The following is a 15,185-nucleotide window of genomic DNA, read 5'->3' as shown; positions in this document are numbered from 1 at the left end:
CTGAACCTTACTATTCAGTATTATGTAATACAAACTCATGCACACTAATGATTCTGTTTAATATTGTTTCTAACAACACCAAAAATTTTGTTTACTGATCCATTAATTTTTCTAGTTTATTACATAGTTCTCTCCTAATTTCATCCTTTACAAGCAAAATTGCCTCTTTATCATCATCATTCAAAATATCAACAAGCATGTCTGTTATAAGATCAAATAGTTTTAATCCTGATATTACTCGTTCCCGAACTTCTAATGTATTATCAATTCCAAAAGCTTCTTTACCTAAAATAGCAAATTCAGATTCTTCTCCAAAATAGTCGATTACTTGTTTAAAAAAAGAATTATCACTTGTTAATAATATACCTTTTTGAACTCGAACAACTTTAAATAGTCCATAAGTCAACCCGTACAAACCATTCAACATCCTGCCTATATCATTAAACAGTAAACCTTGAAGAGCTTTATGTACTTCCTCAACCCATGAAACAAGTTCTCTACTAGCATAATTATTTGCCTTTTCCTGAAGTGAACTGTCCCACTTAAATTCTTCTGCTCTTTTCTTCAATGAACTAAGATATCCATTAGGGTCCCATATTACCTTTGACTGTCTTAGTCCAGAAATGCATTCTGTTGCTTTTTCAGGATCGCAAAACCATTTATCTGTTTCTTCTCTAGTAACATAACTTATTACAAGATATTTACTATCAACTATCTCTATATCAGGTAATCTACCTTCATTTCCTTCTTTTAAAAAACATACTATATCAATGTCACTATATTTACAAGCTTCTCCTCGTGCATAACTACCCATTAATGCAATTGCTTCTAATTCTTCTCTATCTATCTTTTTTATTCTCTCAGCTATTGATTCAGAAAACATTTATTTCATCCTTTCTAAAAGAATACAGTACTATATATTTTTTCTCTCAATTAATTATTTAATCTTACACATAATTCTCTCTGACTTTGTTTTGACCTTAGTTTTATTTGCATACATACACATTTCTATATTCTCCATCTGGGTCATCTAACATTTTAAATTCCATATTTGTAATACTAACTTCAGTAAAACCAGCTTTATTTAATGCATCAATTATATCTTTAGAATAAAAAGCAGCTTCGGTAAATGTCTCTTCAAACCCATCATATAACCCCCTATCTTCCTTTGTAAATACGGTAAATGTTGCACTTGCTTGTCCTTTATCCTCATAAAATATCGCCTTTTGTATAATATAGTTACCATTACTATCTTTCTGCATATGAAATCCGTTCCATTTTTCTCTTAAAGCCCTCAATGTATTACAGTCAAATATAAAAATTCCTCCATAATTAAGATGTTTTTTAACATTTGAAAATGTCATTAACCACTCGTCTAGTGTAAGTAAATGGTTTATTGCATCATATGTACAAGTAATTAGGTCATATTTCTTATTCATTTCAAAACTTCTCATATCTTCTTGGATAAAATTAATATCCATATTTTTATCTTTTGCATTTTCAATAGCTTTTCTAATCATATGTATTGATATATCTAATCCTTCTGATTTAATACCAGCTTCCATTGCATTAATGCACAATATTCCTGTACCACACGCAATATCTAAATGAGTTCTAGGATTAAAATTTATTTCCTTAAAATAACTAAACATATATTTCCATAATCTTTCTGAATAATTCTTCCATCCCAATTTATCATAAAACTTTGCTATCTTGTCGTACATCCTCACTACCCCCTAAAACCTAATTTTATTAATATATTTTACTAAATATTCTTATATTTACAAAGAAAATTTACTTCTATATTTGTAATATCAGCATATCCTGCATATATTTTCCCCGAATGCTTTGCTCCTCAACTATTCTCAAAATCTTCAATATATTTGTGAGACGTACCACCATAATAATTTTCTGGTGGTATTTCATTAATAACACAGATTATATCTTTTTTATCAACTCCTGTGTATTTATGTATAAGAAAAATAAATCTTTGCATTAATTTTTCTTTCATTTTTTTACTTCTTCCAGGATACATTGTCGTTTCAACAAAAACAAAATTAATATCTCTACTTTCATGAATACTTCTGCATTCTTTAGGACTTTCATACAACATTACTTGTCCAATATTTTGACTTATTCCTAATACTTGTGGTATAGATTCACGAATTTCTTTAACTAATAATGACTTGTTTTCAAATTCAATAGATGAGGATATATGAATTTTAACCTGTGGCATATATTCATCACTCCAAAATAAATTAATCTTTATTTTATAATCGTTTATATGATAGACTATAACACTTATTCCAAATATCTTATCACATCTTTTAAAGAACTAATTTTTACTGTATTTCTTCCTTCAACTTCTATATTTATTCCAAATGTTTTTATCCCTAATTTTTGACCTAATTGAATATCGCATAATGAGAAAAAGAATACTGGTTAGTTATTATAATAATCTCATATCCTTTTTCTTTCATGACCTTAAGAGCCTTGATTGCCCCTTTTATAAATACGGGGTCTTTTACATATTTCCATTTTTCATCTTCATAATCCTCTATTATTGTTCCATCTCTATCTAAAAAAGCTACTTTCATAATCAAACCCCCATCAATATACAAAATCAATAACAACTATCACCTTTTACTTCTAAATCTAATTTCAAAAAACGGTAATCCACTAGGAATCTTCTTAATCTTTGCTATATATTCTTCTGTAAAATCTTCAATGTTTACTATTAATTGAATATTCTTTTCCTTTTCAGTAATTCTCAACGAATTTATATATCTATTTTTTTTGGTTGATATTTCTTTAATTTCTTTTAAACTATTACCTATCTGCGTATCCTTCATTTCAATCAACATTTGCTTTTTATCCTCATCATAATATATAATTGTTTCAGGAATATCTGTATCTGCTGCATAAAATAAAGCTTCTTGTCCTGGTATTGGTTCAAATAATACCTGTAAACCATCTAAAGTTACTATAATATCTGAAAGGCTACAACAATTTTTGCTTCCAGCTGAAATGGTTTCATTTATCTTAAAGTATTTATCCTCTTCTAGCGCTATAAAATCATTAGTACTCTCTATATCATTTTTTATCCTAATGCATCTTATATAATATGGAAACTTTCTGAAAACACATTCACTATTTTTTCCACTCGATAAGAAAACAATATAGTTCTCATTCTCTACCTTCTCTAATTTCACAAATTCAATCCCAGTCGGCATAATATCTCTATCACCAGTTTTTAAATTATATAATACAAATTTATTTGAATAAGTTTCTCTTTGTGATTCAACCAATACATAATCTTCGTTTATCTTTACGATATTTAATATTTTTTCCTCTTCTGAGTAATTCTACTTTATATCTTCAATATTTAATTTATAGTCATCTGTACCATTTGTATTTTTATCTTTTTTTGCATTAACTCCTTCATTTACATAACAGCCATAAAAAATAATGCTTATTATTAATATAAAAAATATAAAAACTTTAATTTTTGATTTTCTCATTTTTCACTCCCCTATTATCGTCCCTAGTTATGGTTTTCAATCAAATAAAGGTTCTGTAGTTTTTATTACCTTGTTTATAGCTTATTTCAATTTCTTAAGACCTTATTCTGCTTTAAAAAAAAGCTTATGAAGTTATTTCAGAACTTGAAAATTTACCTCAAATAGATCTATTATTTATTAATACTGGCTCACATCGCCCACTTTTTATTGCTTTAACTAAATCATTTATACTCTCAATTCTATCAACAAATTGTGTGCCAACCTTAAACAAATCATTAATATTATGAGCGTCGCTACCACCTGTACATGGTTTTTTGTGAATTCTTGCTAACTTTTCTGCTTGTATCCAAAACTCACGTTCTTCTTTTCCATTATATACCTCTATTGCATCTACTAATTCAATAATTTCATTTGCAATTTTTCTTTCATTAACTTTACAAACCCCATATCCTGAGAATGGATGAGCTGCAATAATAACTCCACCAAATTTATGAATATACTCTATAAGTTCGATCATATTATTTCTTCGTTTTACACAATCTTCAGGTGCACCAAATACTATAAAATCGCCATAATCATTAAGTATCTCTATTCCTGCGTATATAGACACTCCATCAATTTCTCCTTTTCTATTATATAAGTGATTATGTTCAGTAATTGCTACTGAAACGCCTAGAATTTTAGCTTTCTCAATATAATCAATTATTTTTAAATTAGTATTTTTCGATAATTCACAATGATTATGTAAATCAATTATCATAAATGCCTCCTAGATTTTGCAATATTACTAGTTTCACTATTATAACATTGAAGTTTTCTTCTAATTTAGATTTTCTCATTTTTCACTACCCTATTTATTTACTTAACTACAAACAAAAACTACTATCCAATTCACTTCTTTTTAATCAGTTTGTATACCCCATAGGGCAAAGCTATTACTCCTAAGGATGCAAATATTAAAGCTCCAGATAATAATAATTTTATAATGTTATTTACTGAAGGGTTATTTAATAAATCCGGAACTACTATCCATGCAATAATAGAACTTATTCCTATAATTATTAACTTCAACGGTCTACGTTCTGCTTCGAATTTATTTTTAATTAGTTTGTTGCGCATTTCATCTGCTTTTCTATTAGCAATATCTATATTTTCAAATTCACGCAATTTAAATTTATCCCAATAAGACAATACTATCACACTCCTTCACATACTTATACACACATATCTTTGTCATAAAAAGATATATCTACAACTTAACAGTAAACTCTATATTTGACTTATCATTTTCATCTATCAATTCAACACATATTTCTTCCACAACTGTTTCAAAAGTATCTTGTATTTTTTCTGTTTCTTCAAGTACAATTTCAAATTCTTCAACATCTTCTACTTTCCCAACAGTAATATGAGGAATATATGTAATTTTCCTATATAAAAACTTCTCCAATATGCCTGTATATAATTTGTCATGTATTTCAATTATTTTATCATTTCCTTCCTTTATATTTAAAAATAAATAATTATCAGTTGTTCCTGTTATTCCTTTTAACCTAATCTTAAATGGCTTTATACCCTTCAATGCTTGTTTAACATGTTTTTCAAGTTCTTCTGTTTTTATGTTGCTTTCAAATGGAAAAACAACAGTAATGTGTGGTTTAATACAATTATAAAGTGGATCATATTTTTTTCTTATTTCTTCAATTTTTTCTAGATTTCTAAATTTAGGAAAAATAATTATTGACCTTTTCATCATTTTTTCTTCCTTTCTTTCATCTAAACTCACCTTAAATAGAGTACTCTATTTTCATTACTATTATTTTACCAACCAAAAAGATAATAAAATGAAATTATTTACAAATGCTTTTTCATTACAATAGCTGATAATTCTTTATCTGCCCAATTTAATATAATATTTTCTTGCACTTGAAAACCTAGTTTACTCCAAAATTTGAAAACTCTCGAGTCAAAATCTGTTACTACATCAATTCTTATCGAATCAGAAAAATTTTCTTTCAAGTAATTTTCTAATCCATAAAAAACTTCTTTTCCATATCCATTACCTTTAAAATCGCTATGTATCATTAGTAAGGACAAATAACTTTCTTTGTTTGCTGTAAACTCGACAAAACCTATAGTTCTATTAAACCTTTTTTCAATAATCTTATAAGAATTAAAGCCAATACTTCTCATATTATCTAATTCATTTCTAATCCATTCAATATCTACTGATTCTTTATCCATATGTGATAACAAAAAATCTTTATTTGAATTATATATTTCAAGTATTCTATTTAAATCTACTTCTTCTATTAAAGATACATATGTATTTGAAGTTTCAAATATCATAGTAATTCTTCTCCCCTCATTTACAACTATTTATAAACATATTCAACTGCAAGCCAGAAAATATTTCTACAATATATACTCATATCCTATACAAATTCTTGGTTTTAGTGCATCATCCTCCTCAATTACTCTAAATTTTTGTTTTACTTCTTCGAAGTCTTCAATATTACATGAACCTCGCATTGCCCAACAGTTAAATTTATCTTTTTCAAACAACTTCTTTTGTGCTTCTGTAGGATAAACACTAAATTGCCAATGCCTTTCTATTTCTCTCATTCCTAACTTTTCATAATATCTTTGAGCTTTTTCATCTTGTGAGTACCATATACTTTTGTTTATTCCATATCTATCATTCATAATTTCATGTGCCTTATTAATCAATCTTTTACCAATTCCATTTCCTCTATAATTTCTATGTACTCCAAATTCCCATACAAATCCATAATCACCTTTTACAATATCGATAATGTCTGAATTGATTTCTATTGTTATAAATCCTATGATTTTATCTTCAATAACTGCAACTAAATCTACTACTTCTTTTTTATATGTCGGCTTTTTATGAATAACAATCCACCATGCATACGAATCAACCATTACACTTGCATGAACATCTAACCAATTTAATTCATCAGAATTTTTGTATTCCCTTATGATAACTTTATCTAACATGACAACAACCCCCCTCTAATTTACTTTAATGACTATTGCTCCATGACTTGTAATATAGCCTGTAAATACAACAAAATACCGTTTCTATCTTTTTCTTGCTAACACACTATAATGTTTATATGTTGCTTCATCTTTTTTAAAATCTAAAATATCATATCCTGAAAGAATATCTCTTAGGTCTCTTTCTTCAAAAAAATAATGCACAATTCCTTCTTCATGACCTTCAAGTGGAACATATGTCTTATTTTCAATTTCTTTATATTTTCCATCTTTCCAATTTTTCAAAGGAGGATATTTTGGTACAGTTATAAATAGATAACCTCCAGATTTTAATACGCGATATATCTCATAAAATGCTCTTTTTATTTTCTCTATTCTTCCATGACCTAGTACCTGCGTTGAAATTACTGCATCAAAGAAACAGTCATTCCATGATAAATCTGTAAAGTCTGCTTCTATTAATTCTTCAGCTTCTAATCCACAATTAGTAAGCCATTTTTTTGATCTTTCTAAAGCAGTCTTAGAATAATCTAACCCATATACCTTATAATCTTTTCTTGATAAAAAAACCAAATGTCGTCCATCACCACATCCGAGATCTAATACTTTTTTAACTTTATTTTTTTTAAAGAGTTTTTCAGCATTTACAAGGTCTGGATGAGGTTTTATTTCTCCAGAATGTTTTTTCTGATATGCTTTTTCCCAACCATTCATTTCAAACTTCCTTTCTATAAAAATTTTAGTTTGAAATAATTGTTACTAAGTTTTATTTACTAAATTTTATGTTTTAAAATATTAAAACTATTTTGAATTAATAATATTCCTTTTAATTTCTTCATTTAATAGAAAATTCCTCCAAGATTTCATTTTAATTTCCGTTATTTTGAACAAAATCTTCAATTTAATAAGGTATATAATTTCCTATGAATTATAAAAAACAGTATAAAAAAATAAAAGACATTGAGAATATCTTTCAAAATATATTCTCCATGCCTCAATATTTCCTTTTACCAACCTATATTTAAAACTCTTTTAATTCATCCAAAAACAGTAAATGAGTATCTAAAGCTATAAGCATCCAAATACCATATACTACAACTTTGAAAGTTTGTCTAATAACCAAGGTCTATGAATTTTTACTGCTTTTTTAGGACATAGTTCTTGACAGCAAAAACATCTAATACACTCGTCTAAATTTGCTATAGGCTTACCTTTTTCCATAGCAATAACCTGTGGTGGGCAATTTTCTTCACAAACACCACAGCTAACACAGTCTTCATGAATAAATACAGGTTTTGGTCTTAACCAAGCATTTATGAAGTTTCTTAAGAATTTAGGAGTTTTATCACTTACCATATTCACACTTTTGATTTCTGGTATTCTAAAATCATCTATCCTAAATTTTTCAATCCTTTCTCCAACTAATTCAATATCATCAAAATTACCTTTACAAATACCTCTTTCAACACATCTTTGGATAGTTGGAACTTTAGTTGGCTCTAAATTTATTATCGAAGTAGCAACTACATCTAAATGATAAGGGCTTGTTGATGAAATTATAACTCCTACTTCTCTAGGATCACCAGCAGAAGGACCATCCCCTTCCATTCCTACAATTCCATCCATAAAAGATAAAATCGGATCTGAATATAAACAAATATCAACTAAAGCATCAGAAAAATCCTTTATATTTGGCATTTTTAAATGATATTCTGCTTTTAAAACTCCAGGTATAATTCCAAACATATTCTTTACTGCCCCAGTAAACATTGCCATTCCATGAGTCTTTAATTTTGAAACTGATATTACTTTATCTACATCTTTTAACATTTCTGTCACTGTTAAGCCTTTTAATATCCTGCCTTGAACATTTTTCACTTCCATAACATTAGTATTATAGTTTAGTTTAGCATTTACTTCATTTGCTATAGCTTCTATCCCACAAGCTTTATAGATACCTCTTAATGCTCTTGAATTAAAAGGTCCTCCTGGACTATCTCCAATTAAAACATTTGCTCCATATTCTATTAGCACTTCTGCTAAAACTTTTGTGAAGACTGGATGAGTAGTGGTTGCTTCTTCTGGTTTTTTCTTCATCAATAGATTTAATTTTAATAATACTGTTTCACCTTTATTTATGTATTTATCAATACCACCTAAATTTTCAAAGCTTTTAATTATTGATTTCTTAACAAGTTCATAATCATATGTTCTACATTCAACTAAAGAAACTTTTTCCTTCTTCATTAGTTAGCCTCCTAAAATTTAAAATTTTTCTAATACAACATTTTTTATTTCTTTAATAACGTTTTTTCTTAAATTAATGTACTTCTAAATCATTCTATATTACTTTATATTTTTAGAAACATAATAAATCAAAAGAGTGTTATTATTCCTACAACGAATAGAATTACACCAAGTATCCTATTAATCACTAATGCAATTTTACTTGGTTCAGCTTCTTTTAGTTTCCATCCAATACTTAAATACCAACTAATTTTAGGTGATAATATACCAATAATACCTAAAGCAATAAATAATAAACCTAAAAGATTCCTTGATGATTCATTCTTCTCTGATTTCGGTAACCCATATTTTTGCTCGTATAACTTAATTGCTTCTTGTGCATGAATCATTTGTTCACCGGTAAGATTAGGTGAACCTCCTCCAGTACTTAGATTCCCATAAACTTCATAAAAATAAGTGTTTCCGTCTGAAAAAACTATATCATATCTGTATCCAGTTTTATGTTCCTCACGTGATATTTTAACTATTTCTCCACTAGGTAATTTAATACTTTTGTAATCATCAATCGCAAAAATAATCGTATTGAAAAAAATTAGAAAAACAAATAACAAAGCAAAACTACGTAAAAAATTTATAATATTCTTCATAATGTCCTCCCTTTAACTGTAATGATTTTTTTGGGTCGAGAACCATATGCATTTTATGTTAAATATACACAAATCTATATTGAAATACTATTTTGCATATCTTACCTCCAATATTTAAAGTGTTATTATAATTATCTTTAGAAGTTTCTTCTCCTTATTCTTTTTCCTCTATACTATTTAAACCTGCTTTTCTCAGACCTTTAATCAATCCTACTATTCCTCTTGACTTTAAAAATAATATTAACCCTATAGCAAATCTAATAACCATTATAACTATTGAAATTTTTATTTCTAATCCAGTAGAAGATTTTAATAGTATGTAACTACCTTTAAATTTCATTATTTGAAATATAAATTTGGGTAAGTCTTTAACTATATCTACCAAAATTATCAATCCTACAACTGAAAATGCTGCTGACTGTAATTCTTCAACATTTACACTTCTATCATCTATATCTTCACAAATCACCATATATTCAGCTATCTTTTTCGCCTTAACCCATAAAACCAATCCTAAAATCATAAGAATAATAGCAGGAGCTAAACTTGCAATTATCATATTTGTAATTAAACTTTTTCCAACATCTTGATTTACAAACTGAAAATATGATGTACTAATAAAATATGAAATATATTTAATTGACTGAATAAAAATATAAATAGCCATTACTTTTAAAGCAATAGTAGCGATATTTCTTTCTCGCAAGATTTTCACCTTCCTTTTTAAATTTAATCTAATTATTTCATTTTTCATGTAACGTCTCGTAATTTGTCAACGTTATAACTTACTTACATAAATTTGCTTCCATTCTAATTTCATCTTCACAAATCGTCTACGCTTGCTTTGAATAAATTGTAAAGTGTTGCTCAGGCAAAAAATCAAATTCCTTTTCTAATAGGTATCCAGCATATTCCATTTCTTGTATGATAACTTCTTTAGGAACAACATGTCTAAATATTCCATGAAACGTAAAAAAATTTCCTTTTTTATATTCTATAACAATAACCTTTCCATCTGGTTTTAAGAAATCTTTTAAATTTCTAAAATATTTTACTCGATTAGGTATATGATGAGTAACATTGCGCATAAATATAAAATCCAAACTATTTTTAGGTATTTCTAATCTATCTTCAATCGCAAGAATTGGTATAACATTATTTAAATCCTTTTCTTTAGCTTGATTTTTGATAAATTCTATAAATTCTGGATTTACATCCACTGCATAAACTTTCCCTTCCTCTCCTACTATTTCAGCAAATTTGAGAGAAAAGTAACCTCCCCCTGCTCCAATATCAGCAATATTCTGCCCAAATTTTAAACCGATAGCTTCAATAATCTTGTCAGGTTTGTTTTTTGGATTAGAAGCTTTTTTATTAAGCATTTTTGCCTTGAATTTCTTCATTTCTTCACCTCTAAAATTAATATATTTCTTAAGAATAAACCTATGTTATCTATTAAATACATTTCAATCTCAACTAGTTTGTAGATTCATTTAGAAGGTCTTTAAATTCAATTTTTTTAACTGCACATATTTTTTTAATAGTATTTTTTATTTCAACTTTTTTATTGAGATATTTTATATAAATTCTTCTTTTTTTGACCCTTTTCGTTCGGTTGTTGTTAACAGAAAAAATAAATCCCAAACTTGAAAATTTACCCATTCTTATTTCATCAAATTCAACTTTTTTAACATCTGACCATTTTATAATTTTCTTTCCATAAATTGAATGGCATATTATTTTATCTTTATCTATATTTATTTTGTAAATATTTCCAACACCTAAAACCCATCTAATCAATAAAACAGGAACTATTACTTCTAAAAAATTATCTAAATTTTCTGTTCCTGTAAAAATAATCACTAATATAATAATAAAAATATCAAAACAAATAGTCTTAGCAATCGAATAAAAACATAAATTAAATTCCTTCTCCATTCAATGCCCCGCCTTTATAATCTTTATTATCACAAACACAGCATTAACTAACGTTTTCTAATAACTATTACTGATTAATTATCTCTAAATTTATATATCTCAAATATTTTCTATACCATATAGTTACTGACATAAATATTAGAAAACTTCCAAATAGTAAAACAACATGTATTGGCATAAAATCTATAGCAAATCCTGATAAAATTAGTGCAAGTGGAAGGATTATTTTAACTAAACTAAACTGTAAGCTCATAACTCTACCTCTGAAATTGTCTGCAATAATTATCTGCAAATATGTAGTTGCAGTAATATCTATCAGAGAAATGGAGCCCCCTAATATCATCGTAATAAAGCAGTAATAAATAACTAAAATAATTTCGCTACTAAAACTTACTCCAGGAAATACTGGTATAGTCATCAATACAGTAGTAATACCAATCATTATACACATGTTAGCAATCACTTTGTAGTGCACCCATTTTTCTCCATACCTGTTTATTATTAAAGCCCCAAGTATAAATCCTATTGCAAGCATACTCTGAATAATTCCAAAGTATTTTGTGCTTATTTTTAACACGTCATTAATAACAAATGGTAATGGAACTTGTATAGAAAATCCTATTGCAAAATTAAGTATTATAAATATAGCTATCATCATAACTATGTCAAACTTGCCTAAAATATATTTATATCCTTCCTTAACTTCTTCATAAAATGTAAGTTTCTCGCTCTTTTCTTCTATAACATTTTCCTTACAATATTGAAAATCAATAAATAATTCTGTGATTCCTGAAAGTAAAAATGATAGTCCATTTATAACTATAAATGTTTTAATATTAATCAATGCAAAGAAAATACCACCAACCATTGGTCCTAAAATCATAGTAATAGAAATTATTATCTTCGTAATGGAATTTAACTTCATTAGATTATTCTTTGATACAATATTGGGCATTGCTGAGTCCATACTGACATTGAAAATTGCCGTAAAACAGTTATTTATAAATGTACTAATATAAATTATTGCTAGACTTAATCCATAATATTTGCTGAATAGAAATAATCCAATAAAAAGAATACCATTAATTAAATCCATTGATACTACAAGTATTTTTCTATTTAGTTTATCAGCTAACACACCTGCAAAAGGATTAATTAAGACTACTGGAATTGTACTCAATACTAACGTGGTTGCAAAAGATAAACCTGAGCCTGTTACTTTAAGTACATACAAACCGATAGTAAACGTATATACATTCGTTCCGAAAAGTGATACTAATAACCCTAATGAATACAATAAAAAATTTATAGACTCTTTTTTACTCTGCTTATTACTTATTATATTTGGTGAATCTGTCATTTTCCCCACTCCCTCTTTCTAATCTATATTTGAATTATAAATTGCATTTGAAATGCCCATTTATAAAATATTAACATGATTATTTCTTATTGCGATATGGTGCTAACTTCATTTTTAGCCATATAGGAAAAGCTATTATAACTATAATTAAAATAATAATATCTGTTCTAAAACTAAAATTAAAAATAATACTTATAACATAGTATATCATTGAAGGTACCATAAGTTGTTGTGTATATTTATTGGATAATTTACAATATAGCTCTATATTCTCTTCATCTACCATCCCCTTATAATAACCACTCCAAAATTCAATTTTATTATACTTACCAATAATAAATGCTGTTAAAGAAATATATCCAATAGCTATTAAAAATACTAATTTAATAGCTAAATCCCTATCATCCAGTAATGTTGGTAATATAAATATTAAAATATAAAATATTAATATCGTAATAGTAAAATATCTACCTTTACTTAAAAACTTGTTCATTAAATACACCCCTTAACACAGCATCTTTTCTTAAATATATTCAACTTTCTTTAGCCTAACTCCCATATTAAATTCAAAATTGCATTATCTGCCATATAACACACTTTGTATTACCAGTCGAGTATAGGTAATATAATATTATTGAACGTTATTACCTATTTCCCTACCAGGCAAGCTAGTAAACAAAGTCCACAAGTATGTTCCCGTCTCTATGTCTTTTTAAACTGTTTTCATCTAGCATAACAAGCAAAACATCAAATAATTTTTCTCTGTTTATTCCTGAATACCATTCAATATTTTTTATATAACTATAGGGACAAGATTAGATACAAATTTACTCAATCACTTCTATTCTGATACCTAGAGCTCCATATTTTTCTTCTTGCTCCTTAGTATAAATTTCATAAGTTTTTTCTAACATCCATTTCATTGATTTTCCCTCACATCCAAAATGACTAAAAGGTATATCCTCATATAGCTGTTCAAAAGTATAATAATGTAATAATCCAAGAACTTTTACTCTTAATCTTTCCTCACAATCGGGTAACTTTGAAAAAGTAATTATATCACCAATTTTTACTTTTTGTCGTTTCTCATCATTTAGTCTTATTTCTATAATTTTTTTCTTAGACCTTATCAATTCAAAAGGTTCTTCGAAAAGTCTCATAAAATGCTCCATTATCTTTCCTCCTCTTTATTTTCAACTAATCTTTTATCTAATTCCCATAAAGCAGTCTAATTACTATCACATTTTAATAAATTCATAGCTTCTTCATATGATATTTATTCTTTCCGTTTGTAAACAAAAGAAAGTTGAGCTTCTTCAAATCCTAATTTCCTATAAAATCCTTCATTTTCTAGGTCCCCTCTTAAAATATATGTAACTTGTTTACTACTATCTAATATCTTCTTAATTAATTCTTTACCAATCCCTTTTCCTCTATATCTTGTATCAACTACAACGTTATTTATTTGTCCATTAAATACAAAATCCGTTACACATCTTGCAAATCCAATCATTTCTTCATCTTTCCATGCTGTAACTACTATTTGCGAATTATCTACCATAGCTTTTAATCTCTTAATATCTCGTGTTTTATCATCCCAACCTACTTGCTTAAATAATTCTATTAATTTTTCAAAATCTACTTTTTTATCAGTACAATATCTAATCATAAACTCTCCCTTCTAACCACTTACTTTCAAAAGCATGGCATATATAATCAATGATTTCTTCCTTTTTAATAACCAATTTAAAAATCTATCTTAACTTCTTTGAAAAAATAGTAGAAACCCCAACACTTTTATTGTTTTCATATTTCACTTTTATCAAAGATATTTCACTTATTTGTGCTTTGATAACACCTATATTTTGAGAACAGTAATTAAATGCCTCTACCAGTTTTTCCTGACTTAATCTATTTGCAATAGTACAATGCGGAATCCATTTACCAGGAAGGTAAAATGAGTTTGGTTCATCGTTATACTGTTTAAAATATTCATGATGAGCGTTGTGAAAGCTTAACAGTTCTTTGGATAAAGTAGGTGCTACAAATAATGTCCCTGAATTTAAAAAAGTTCCTAAAACACTTAAAGTAACTTGAATTCCTGATTTAGAACGATAGAACTTGTCCATATCTTCAATAAACTTTTTTTCATCTAACCTATTGTAATCAGCAATAGTAATATGTGGTCTTCTATCTTCTACTTCTTCTGAATAATAGGAAATATCATTCTCAACTAATAATTTCCATAAATTTTTAAAATATTTCTCTGTTTGATTATCAAAACATGCTATAACTCCATACATATTTTCTCCTCCTTTAAAATTCTAAATAAAATATATATTTCCATATAAAAGCTGCTATATCAAAAGTAATATATGACACAAAGCCTTTAGTGTTACTGATGTCATATATCTTTAAAATAGGATATGTGTAACACTTTGTTATCTGATG

At 27.2% G+C, this 15,185-nt stretch carries 22 protein-coding genes; all 22 read right to left on the bottom strand.

Annotated elements, in window-relative coordinates; all coding sequences use genetic code 11:
* Positions 1 to 91: 91 nt before the first annotated feature.
* On the bottom strand, positions 92 to 883 hold the full coding sequence (locus tag BFN48_RS06725) for a nucleotidyltransferase domain-containing protein (RefSeq protein ID WP_069650135.1): 792 nt from the start codon (positions 881 to 883) through the stop codon (positions 92 to 94).
* Between the two features lie 103 nt (positions 884 to 986).
* Positions 987 to 1,724 carry a class I SAM-dependent DNA methyltransferase gene (locus BFN48_RS06720; protein WP_069650134.1) on the bottom strand — a complete coding sequence of 246 codons (738 nt, stop codon included), beginning with the start codon at positions 1,722 to 1,724 and terminating at the stop codon, positions 987 to 989.
* 131 nt (positions 1,725 to 1,855) lie between these two features.
* Entirely contained in the window at positions 1,856 to 2,236 is a 381-nt protein-coding gene (locus tag BFN48_RS06715; protein ID WP_069650133.1) for a tautomerase family protein, read from the bottom strand.
* Positions 2,237 to 2,405: 169 nt separating this feature from the next.
* The gene (locus tag BFN48_RS06710) at positions 2,406 to 2,597 is read right to left on the bottom strand and encodes an HAD family hydrolase (protein ID WP_069650132.1); all 192 of its coding nucleotides are present in this window, start codon (positions 2,595 to 2,597) and stop codon (positions 2,406 to 2,408) included.
* 39 nt (positions 2,598 to 2,636) lie between these two features.
* Positions 2,637 to 3,308: a hypothetical protein gene (locus BFN48_RS06705; protein WP_069650131.1), complete on the bottom strand. Its 672-nt coding sequence runs from the start codon at positions 3,306 to 3,308 to the stop codon at positions 2,637 to 2,639.
* A gap of 57 nt (positions 3,309 to 3,365) precedes the next feature.
* The gene (locus BFN48_RS12445; protein ID WP_176718841.1) at positions 3,366 to 3,521 is read right to left on the bottom strand and encodes a hypothetical protein; all 156 of its coding nucleotides are present in this window, start codon (positions 3,519 to 3,521) and stop codon (positions 3,366 to 3,368) included.
* Positions 3,522 to 3,678: 157 nt separating this feature from the next.
* The gene (locus BFN48_RS06700) at positions 3,679 to 4,281 is read right to left on the bottom strand and encodes a PHP-associated domain-containing protein (RefSeq protein WP_069650130.1); all 603 of its coding nucleotides are present in this window, start codon (positions 4,279 to 4,281) and stop codon (positions 3,679 to 3,681) included.
* A gap of 131 nt (positions 4,282 to 4,412) precedes the next feature.
* Entirely contained in the window at positions 4,413 to 4,712 is a 300-nt protein-coding gene (locus BFN48_RS06695; protein ID WP_069650129.1) for a hypothetical protein, read from the bottom strand.
* A gap of 58 nt (positions 4,713 to 4,770) precedes the next feature.
* On the bottom strand, positions 4,771 to 5,307 hold the full coding sequence (locus BFN48_RS06690; protein ID WP_242863234.1) for a 2'-5' RNA ligase family protein: 537 nt from the start codon (positions 5,305 to 5,307) through the stop codon (positions 4,771 to 4,773).
* A 68-nt stretch (positions 5,308 to 5,375) separates the two neighbouring features.
* Positions 5,376 to 5,870: a GNAT family N-acetyltransferase gene (locus BFN48_RS06685; protein WP_069650127.1), complete on the bottom strand. Its 495-nt coding sequence runs from the start codon at positions 5,868 to 5,870 to the stop codon at positions 5,376 to 5,378.
* A gap of 66 nt (positions 5,871 to 5,936) precedes the next feature.
* A complete protein-coding gene (locus BFN48_RS06680; RefSeq protein WP_069650126.1) occupies positions 5,937 to 6,542 on the bottom strand; it encodes a GNAT family N-acetyltransferase in 606 nt (201 codons plus the stop codon).
* An 84-nt stretch (positions 6,543 to 6,626) separates the two neighbouring features.
* Positions 6,627 to 7,256, bottom strand: a complete 630-nt coding sequence (locus tag BFN48_RS06675) for a class I SAM-dependent methyltransferase (RefSeq protein ID WP_069650125.1) — start codon at positions 7,254 to 7,256, stop codon at positions 6,627 to 6,629.
* 378 nt (positions 7,257 to 7,634) lie between these two features.
* The gene (locus BFN48_RS06670) at positions 7,635 to 8,789 is read right to left on the bottom strand and encodes a DUF362 domain-containing protein (RefSeq protein ID WP_069650124.1); all 1,155 of its coding nucleotides are present in this window, start codon (positions 8,787 to 8,789) and stop codon (positions 7,635 to 7,637) included.
* Positions 8,790 to 8,917: 128 nt separating this feature from the next.
* Positions 8,918 to 9,436 carry a DUF6199 family natural product biosynthesis protein gene (locus BFN48_RS06665; protein ID WP_069650123.1) on the bottom strand — a complete coding sequence of 173 codons (519 nt, stop codon included), beginning with the start codon at positions 9,434 to 9,436 and terminating at the stop codon, positions 8,918 to 8,920.
* A gap of 154 nt (positions 9,437 to 9,590) precedes the next feature.
* Positions 9,591 to 10,190: a hypothetical protein gene (locus BFN48_RS06660; RefSeq protein WP_069650122.1), complete on the bottom strand. Its 600-nt coding sequence runs from the start codon at positions 10,188 to 10,190 to the stop codon at positions 9,591 to 9,593.
* Between the two features lie 79 nt (positions 10,191 to 10,269).
* Positions 10,270 to 10,839: a methyltransferase domain-containing protein gene (locus tag BFN48_RS06655; protein ID WP_069650121.1), complete on the bottom strand. Its 570-nt coding sequence runs from the start codon at positions 10,837 to 10,839 to the stop codon at positions 10,270 to 10,272.
* A gap of 73 nt (positions 10,840 to 10,912) precedes the next feature.
* Positions 10,913 to 11,374, bottom strand: coding sequence for a hypothetical protein (locus BFN48_RS06650; RefSeq protein WP_069650120.1), 462 nt, complete (start codon positions 11,372 to 11,374; stop codon positions 10,913 to 10,915).
* Between the two features lie 67 nt (positions 11,375 to 11,441).
* Positions 11,442 to 12,734, bottom strand: a complete 1,293-nt coding sequence (locus tag BFN48_RS06645) for an MFS transporter (RefSeq protein ID WP_069650119.1) — start codon at positions 12,732 to 12,734, stop codon at positions 11,442 to 11,444.
* Between the two features lie 79 nt (positions 12,735 to 12,813).
* The gene (locus tag BFN48_RS06640) at positions 12,814 to 13,227 is read right to left on the bottom strand and encodes a hypothetical protein (RefSeq protein ID WP_069650118.1); all 414 of its coding nucleotides are present in this window, start codon (positions 13,225 to 13,227) and stop codon (positions 12,814 to 12,816) included.
* Between the two features lie 334 nt (positions 13,228 to 13,561).
* Complete coding sequence (locus tag BFN48_RS06635) at positions 13,562 to 13,906, bottom strand: ASCH domain-containing protein (RefSeq protein WP_069650117.1); 345 nt, start codon at positions 13,904 to 13,906, stop codon at positions 13,562 to 13,564.
* Between the two features lie 104 nt (positions 13,907 to 14,010).
* Positions 14,011 to 14,403: a GNAT family N-acetyltransferase gene (locus tag BFN48_RS06630; RefSeq protein WP_069650116.1), complete on the bottom strand. Its 393-nt coding sequence runs from the start codon at positions 14,401 to 14,403 to the stop codon at positions 14,011 to 14,013.
* An 85-nt stretch (positions 14,404 to 14,488) separates the two neighbouring features.
* Positions 14,489 to 15,037 carry a 2'-5' RNA ligase family protein gene (locus BFN48_RS06625; RefSeq protein WP_069650115.1) on the bottom strand — a complete coding sequence of 183 codons (549 nt, stop codon included), beginning with the start codon at positions 15,035 to 15,037 and terminating at the stop codon, positions 14,489 to 14,491.
* Between the last annotated feature and the right edge of the window lie 148 nt (positions 15,038 to 15,185).

The organism is Caloranaerobacter ferrireducens (assembly GCF_001730685.1).
Classification (GTDB): Bacteria; Bacillota; Clostridia; order Tissierellales; family Thermohalobacteraceae; genus Caloranaerobacter; species Caloranaerobacter ferrireducens.
The sequence above is the reverse complement of the archived record's forward strand: the minus strand, read 5'-3'. Positions and strand labels throughout refer to the sequence as shown.

Coding starts and splice junctions, on each gene's coding strand:
- BFN48_RS06725 (WP_069650135.1), bottom strand. CDS start 883: ATGTTTTCTGAATCAATAGCTGAGAGAATAAAAAAGATAGATAGAGAA.
- BFN48_RS06720 (WP_069650134.1), bottom strand. CDS start 1,724: ATGTACGACAAGATAGCAAAGTTTTATGATAAATTGGGATGGAAGAAT.
- BFN48_RS06715 (WP_069650133.1), bottom strand. CDS start 2,236: ATGCCACAGGTTAAAATTCATATATCCTCATCTATTGAATTTGAAAAC.
- BFN48_RS06710 (WP_069650132.1), bottom strand. CDS start 2,597: ATGAAAGTAGCTTTTTTAGATAGAGATGGAACAATAATAGAGGATTAT.
- BFN48_RS12445 (WP_176718841.1), bottom strand. CDS start 3,521: ATGAGAAAATCAAAAATTAAAGTTTTTATATTTTTTATATTAATAATA.
- BFN48_RS06700 (WP_069650130.1), bottom strand. CDS start 4,281: ATGATAATTGATTTACATAATCATTGTGAATTATCGAAAAATACTAAT.
- BFN48_RS06685 (WP_069650127.1), bottom strand. CDS start 5,870: ATGATATTTGAAACTTCAAATACATATGTATCTTTAATAGAAGAAGTA.
- BFN48_RS06680 (WP_069650126.1), bottom strand. CDS start 6,542: ATGTTAGATAAAGTTATCATAAGGGAATACAAAAATTCTGATGAATTA.
- BFN48_RS06675 (WP_069650125.1), bottom strand. CDS start 7,256: ATGAATGGTTGGGAAAAAGCATATCAGAAAAAACATTCTGGAGAAATA.
- BFN48_RS06670 (WP_069650124.1), bottom strand. CDS start 8,789: ATGAAGAAGGAAAAAGTTTCTTTAGTTGAATGTAGAACATATGATTAT.
- BFN48_RS06665 (WP_069650123.1), bottom strand. CDS start 9,436: ATGAAGAATATTATAAATTTTTTACGTAGTTTTGCTTTGTTATTTGTT.
- BFN48_RS06660 (WP_069650122.1), bottom strand. CDS start 10,190: ATGAAAAATGAAATAATTAGATTAAATTTAAAAAGGAAGGTGAAAATC.
- BFN48_RS06655 (WP_069650121.1), bottom strand. CDS start 10,839: ATGAAGAAATTCAAGGCAAAAATGCTTAATAAAAAAGCTTCTAATCCA.
- BFN48_RS06650 (WP_069650120.1), bottom strand. CDS start 11,374: ATGGAGAAGGAATTTAATTTATGTTTTTATTCGATTGCTAAGACTATT.
- BFN48_RS06645 (WP_069650119.1), bottom strand. CDS start 12,734: ATGACAGATTCACCAAATATAATAAGTAATAAGCAGAGTAAAAAAGAG.
- BFN48_RS06640 (WP_069650118.1), bottom strand. CDS start 13,227: ATGAACAAGTTTTTAAGTAAAGGTAGATATTTTACTATTACGATATTA.
- BFN48_RS06635 (WP_069650117.1), bottom strand. CDS start 13,906: ATGGAGCATTTTATGAGACTTTTCGAAGAACCTTTTGAATTGATAAGG.
- BFN48_RS06630 (WP_069650116.1), bottom strand. CDS start 14,403: ATGATTAGATATTGTACTGATAAAAAAGTAGATTTTGAAAAATTAATA.
- BFN48_RS06625 (WP_069650115.1), bottom strand. CDS start 15,037: ATGTATGGAGTTATAGCATGTTTTGATAATCAAACAGAGAAATATTTT.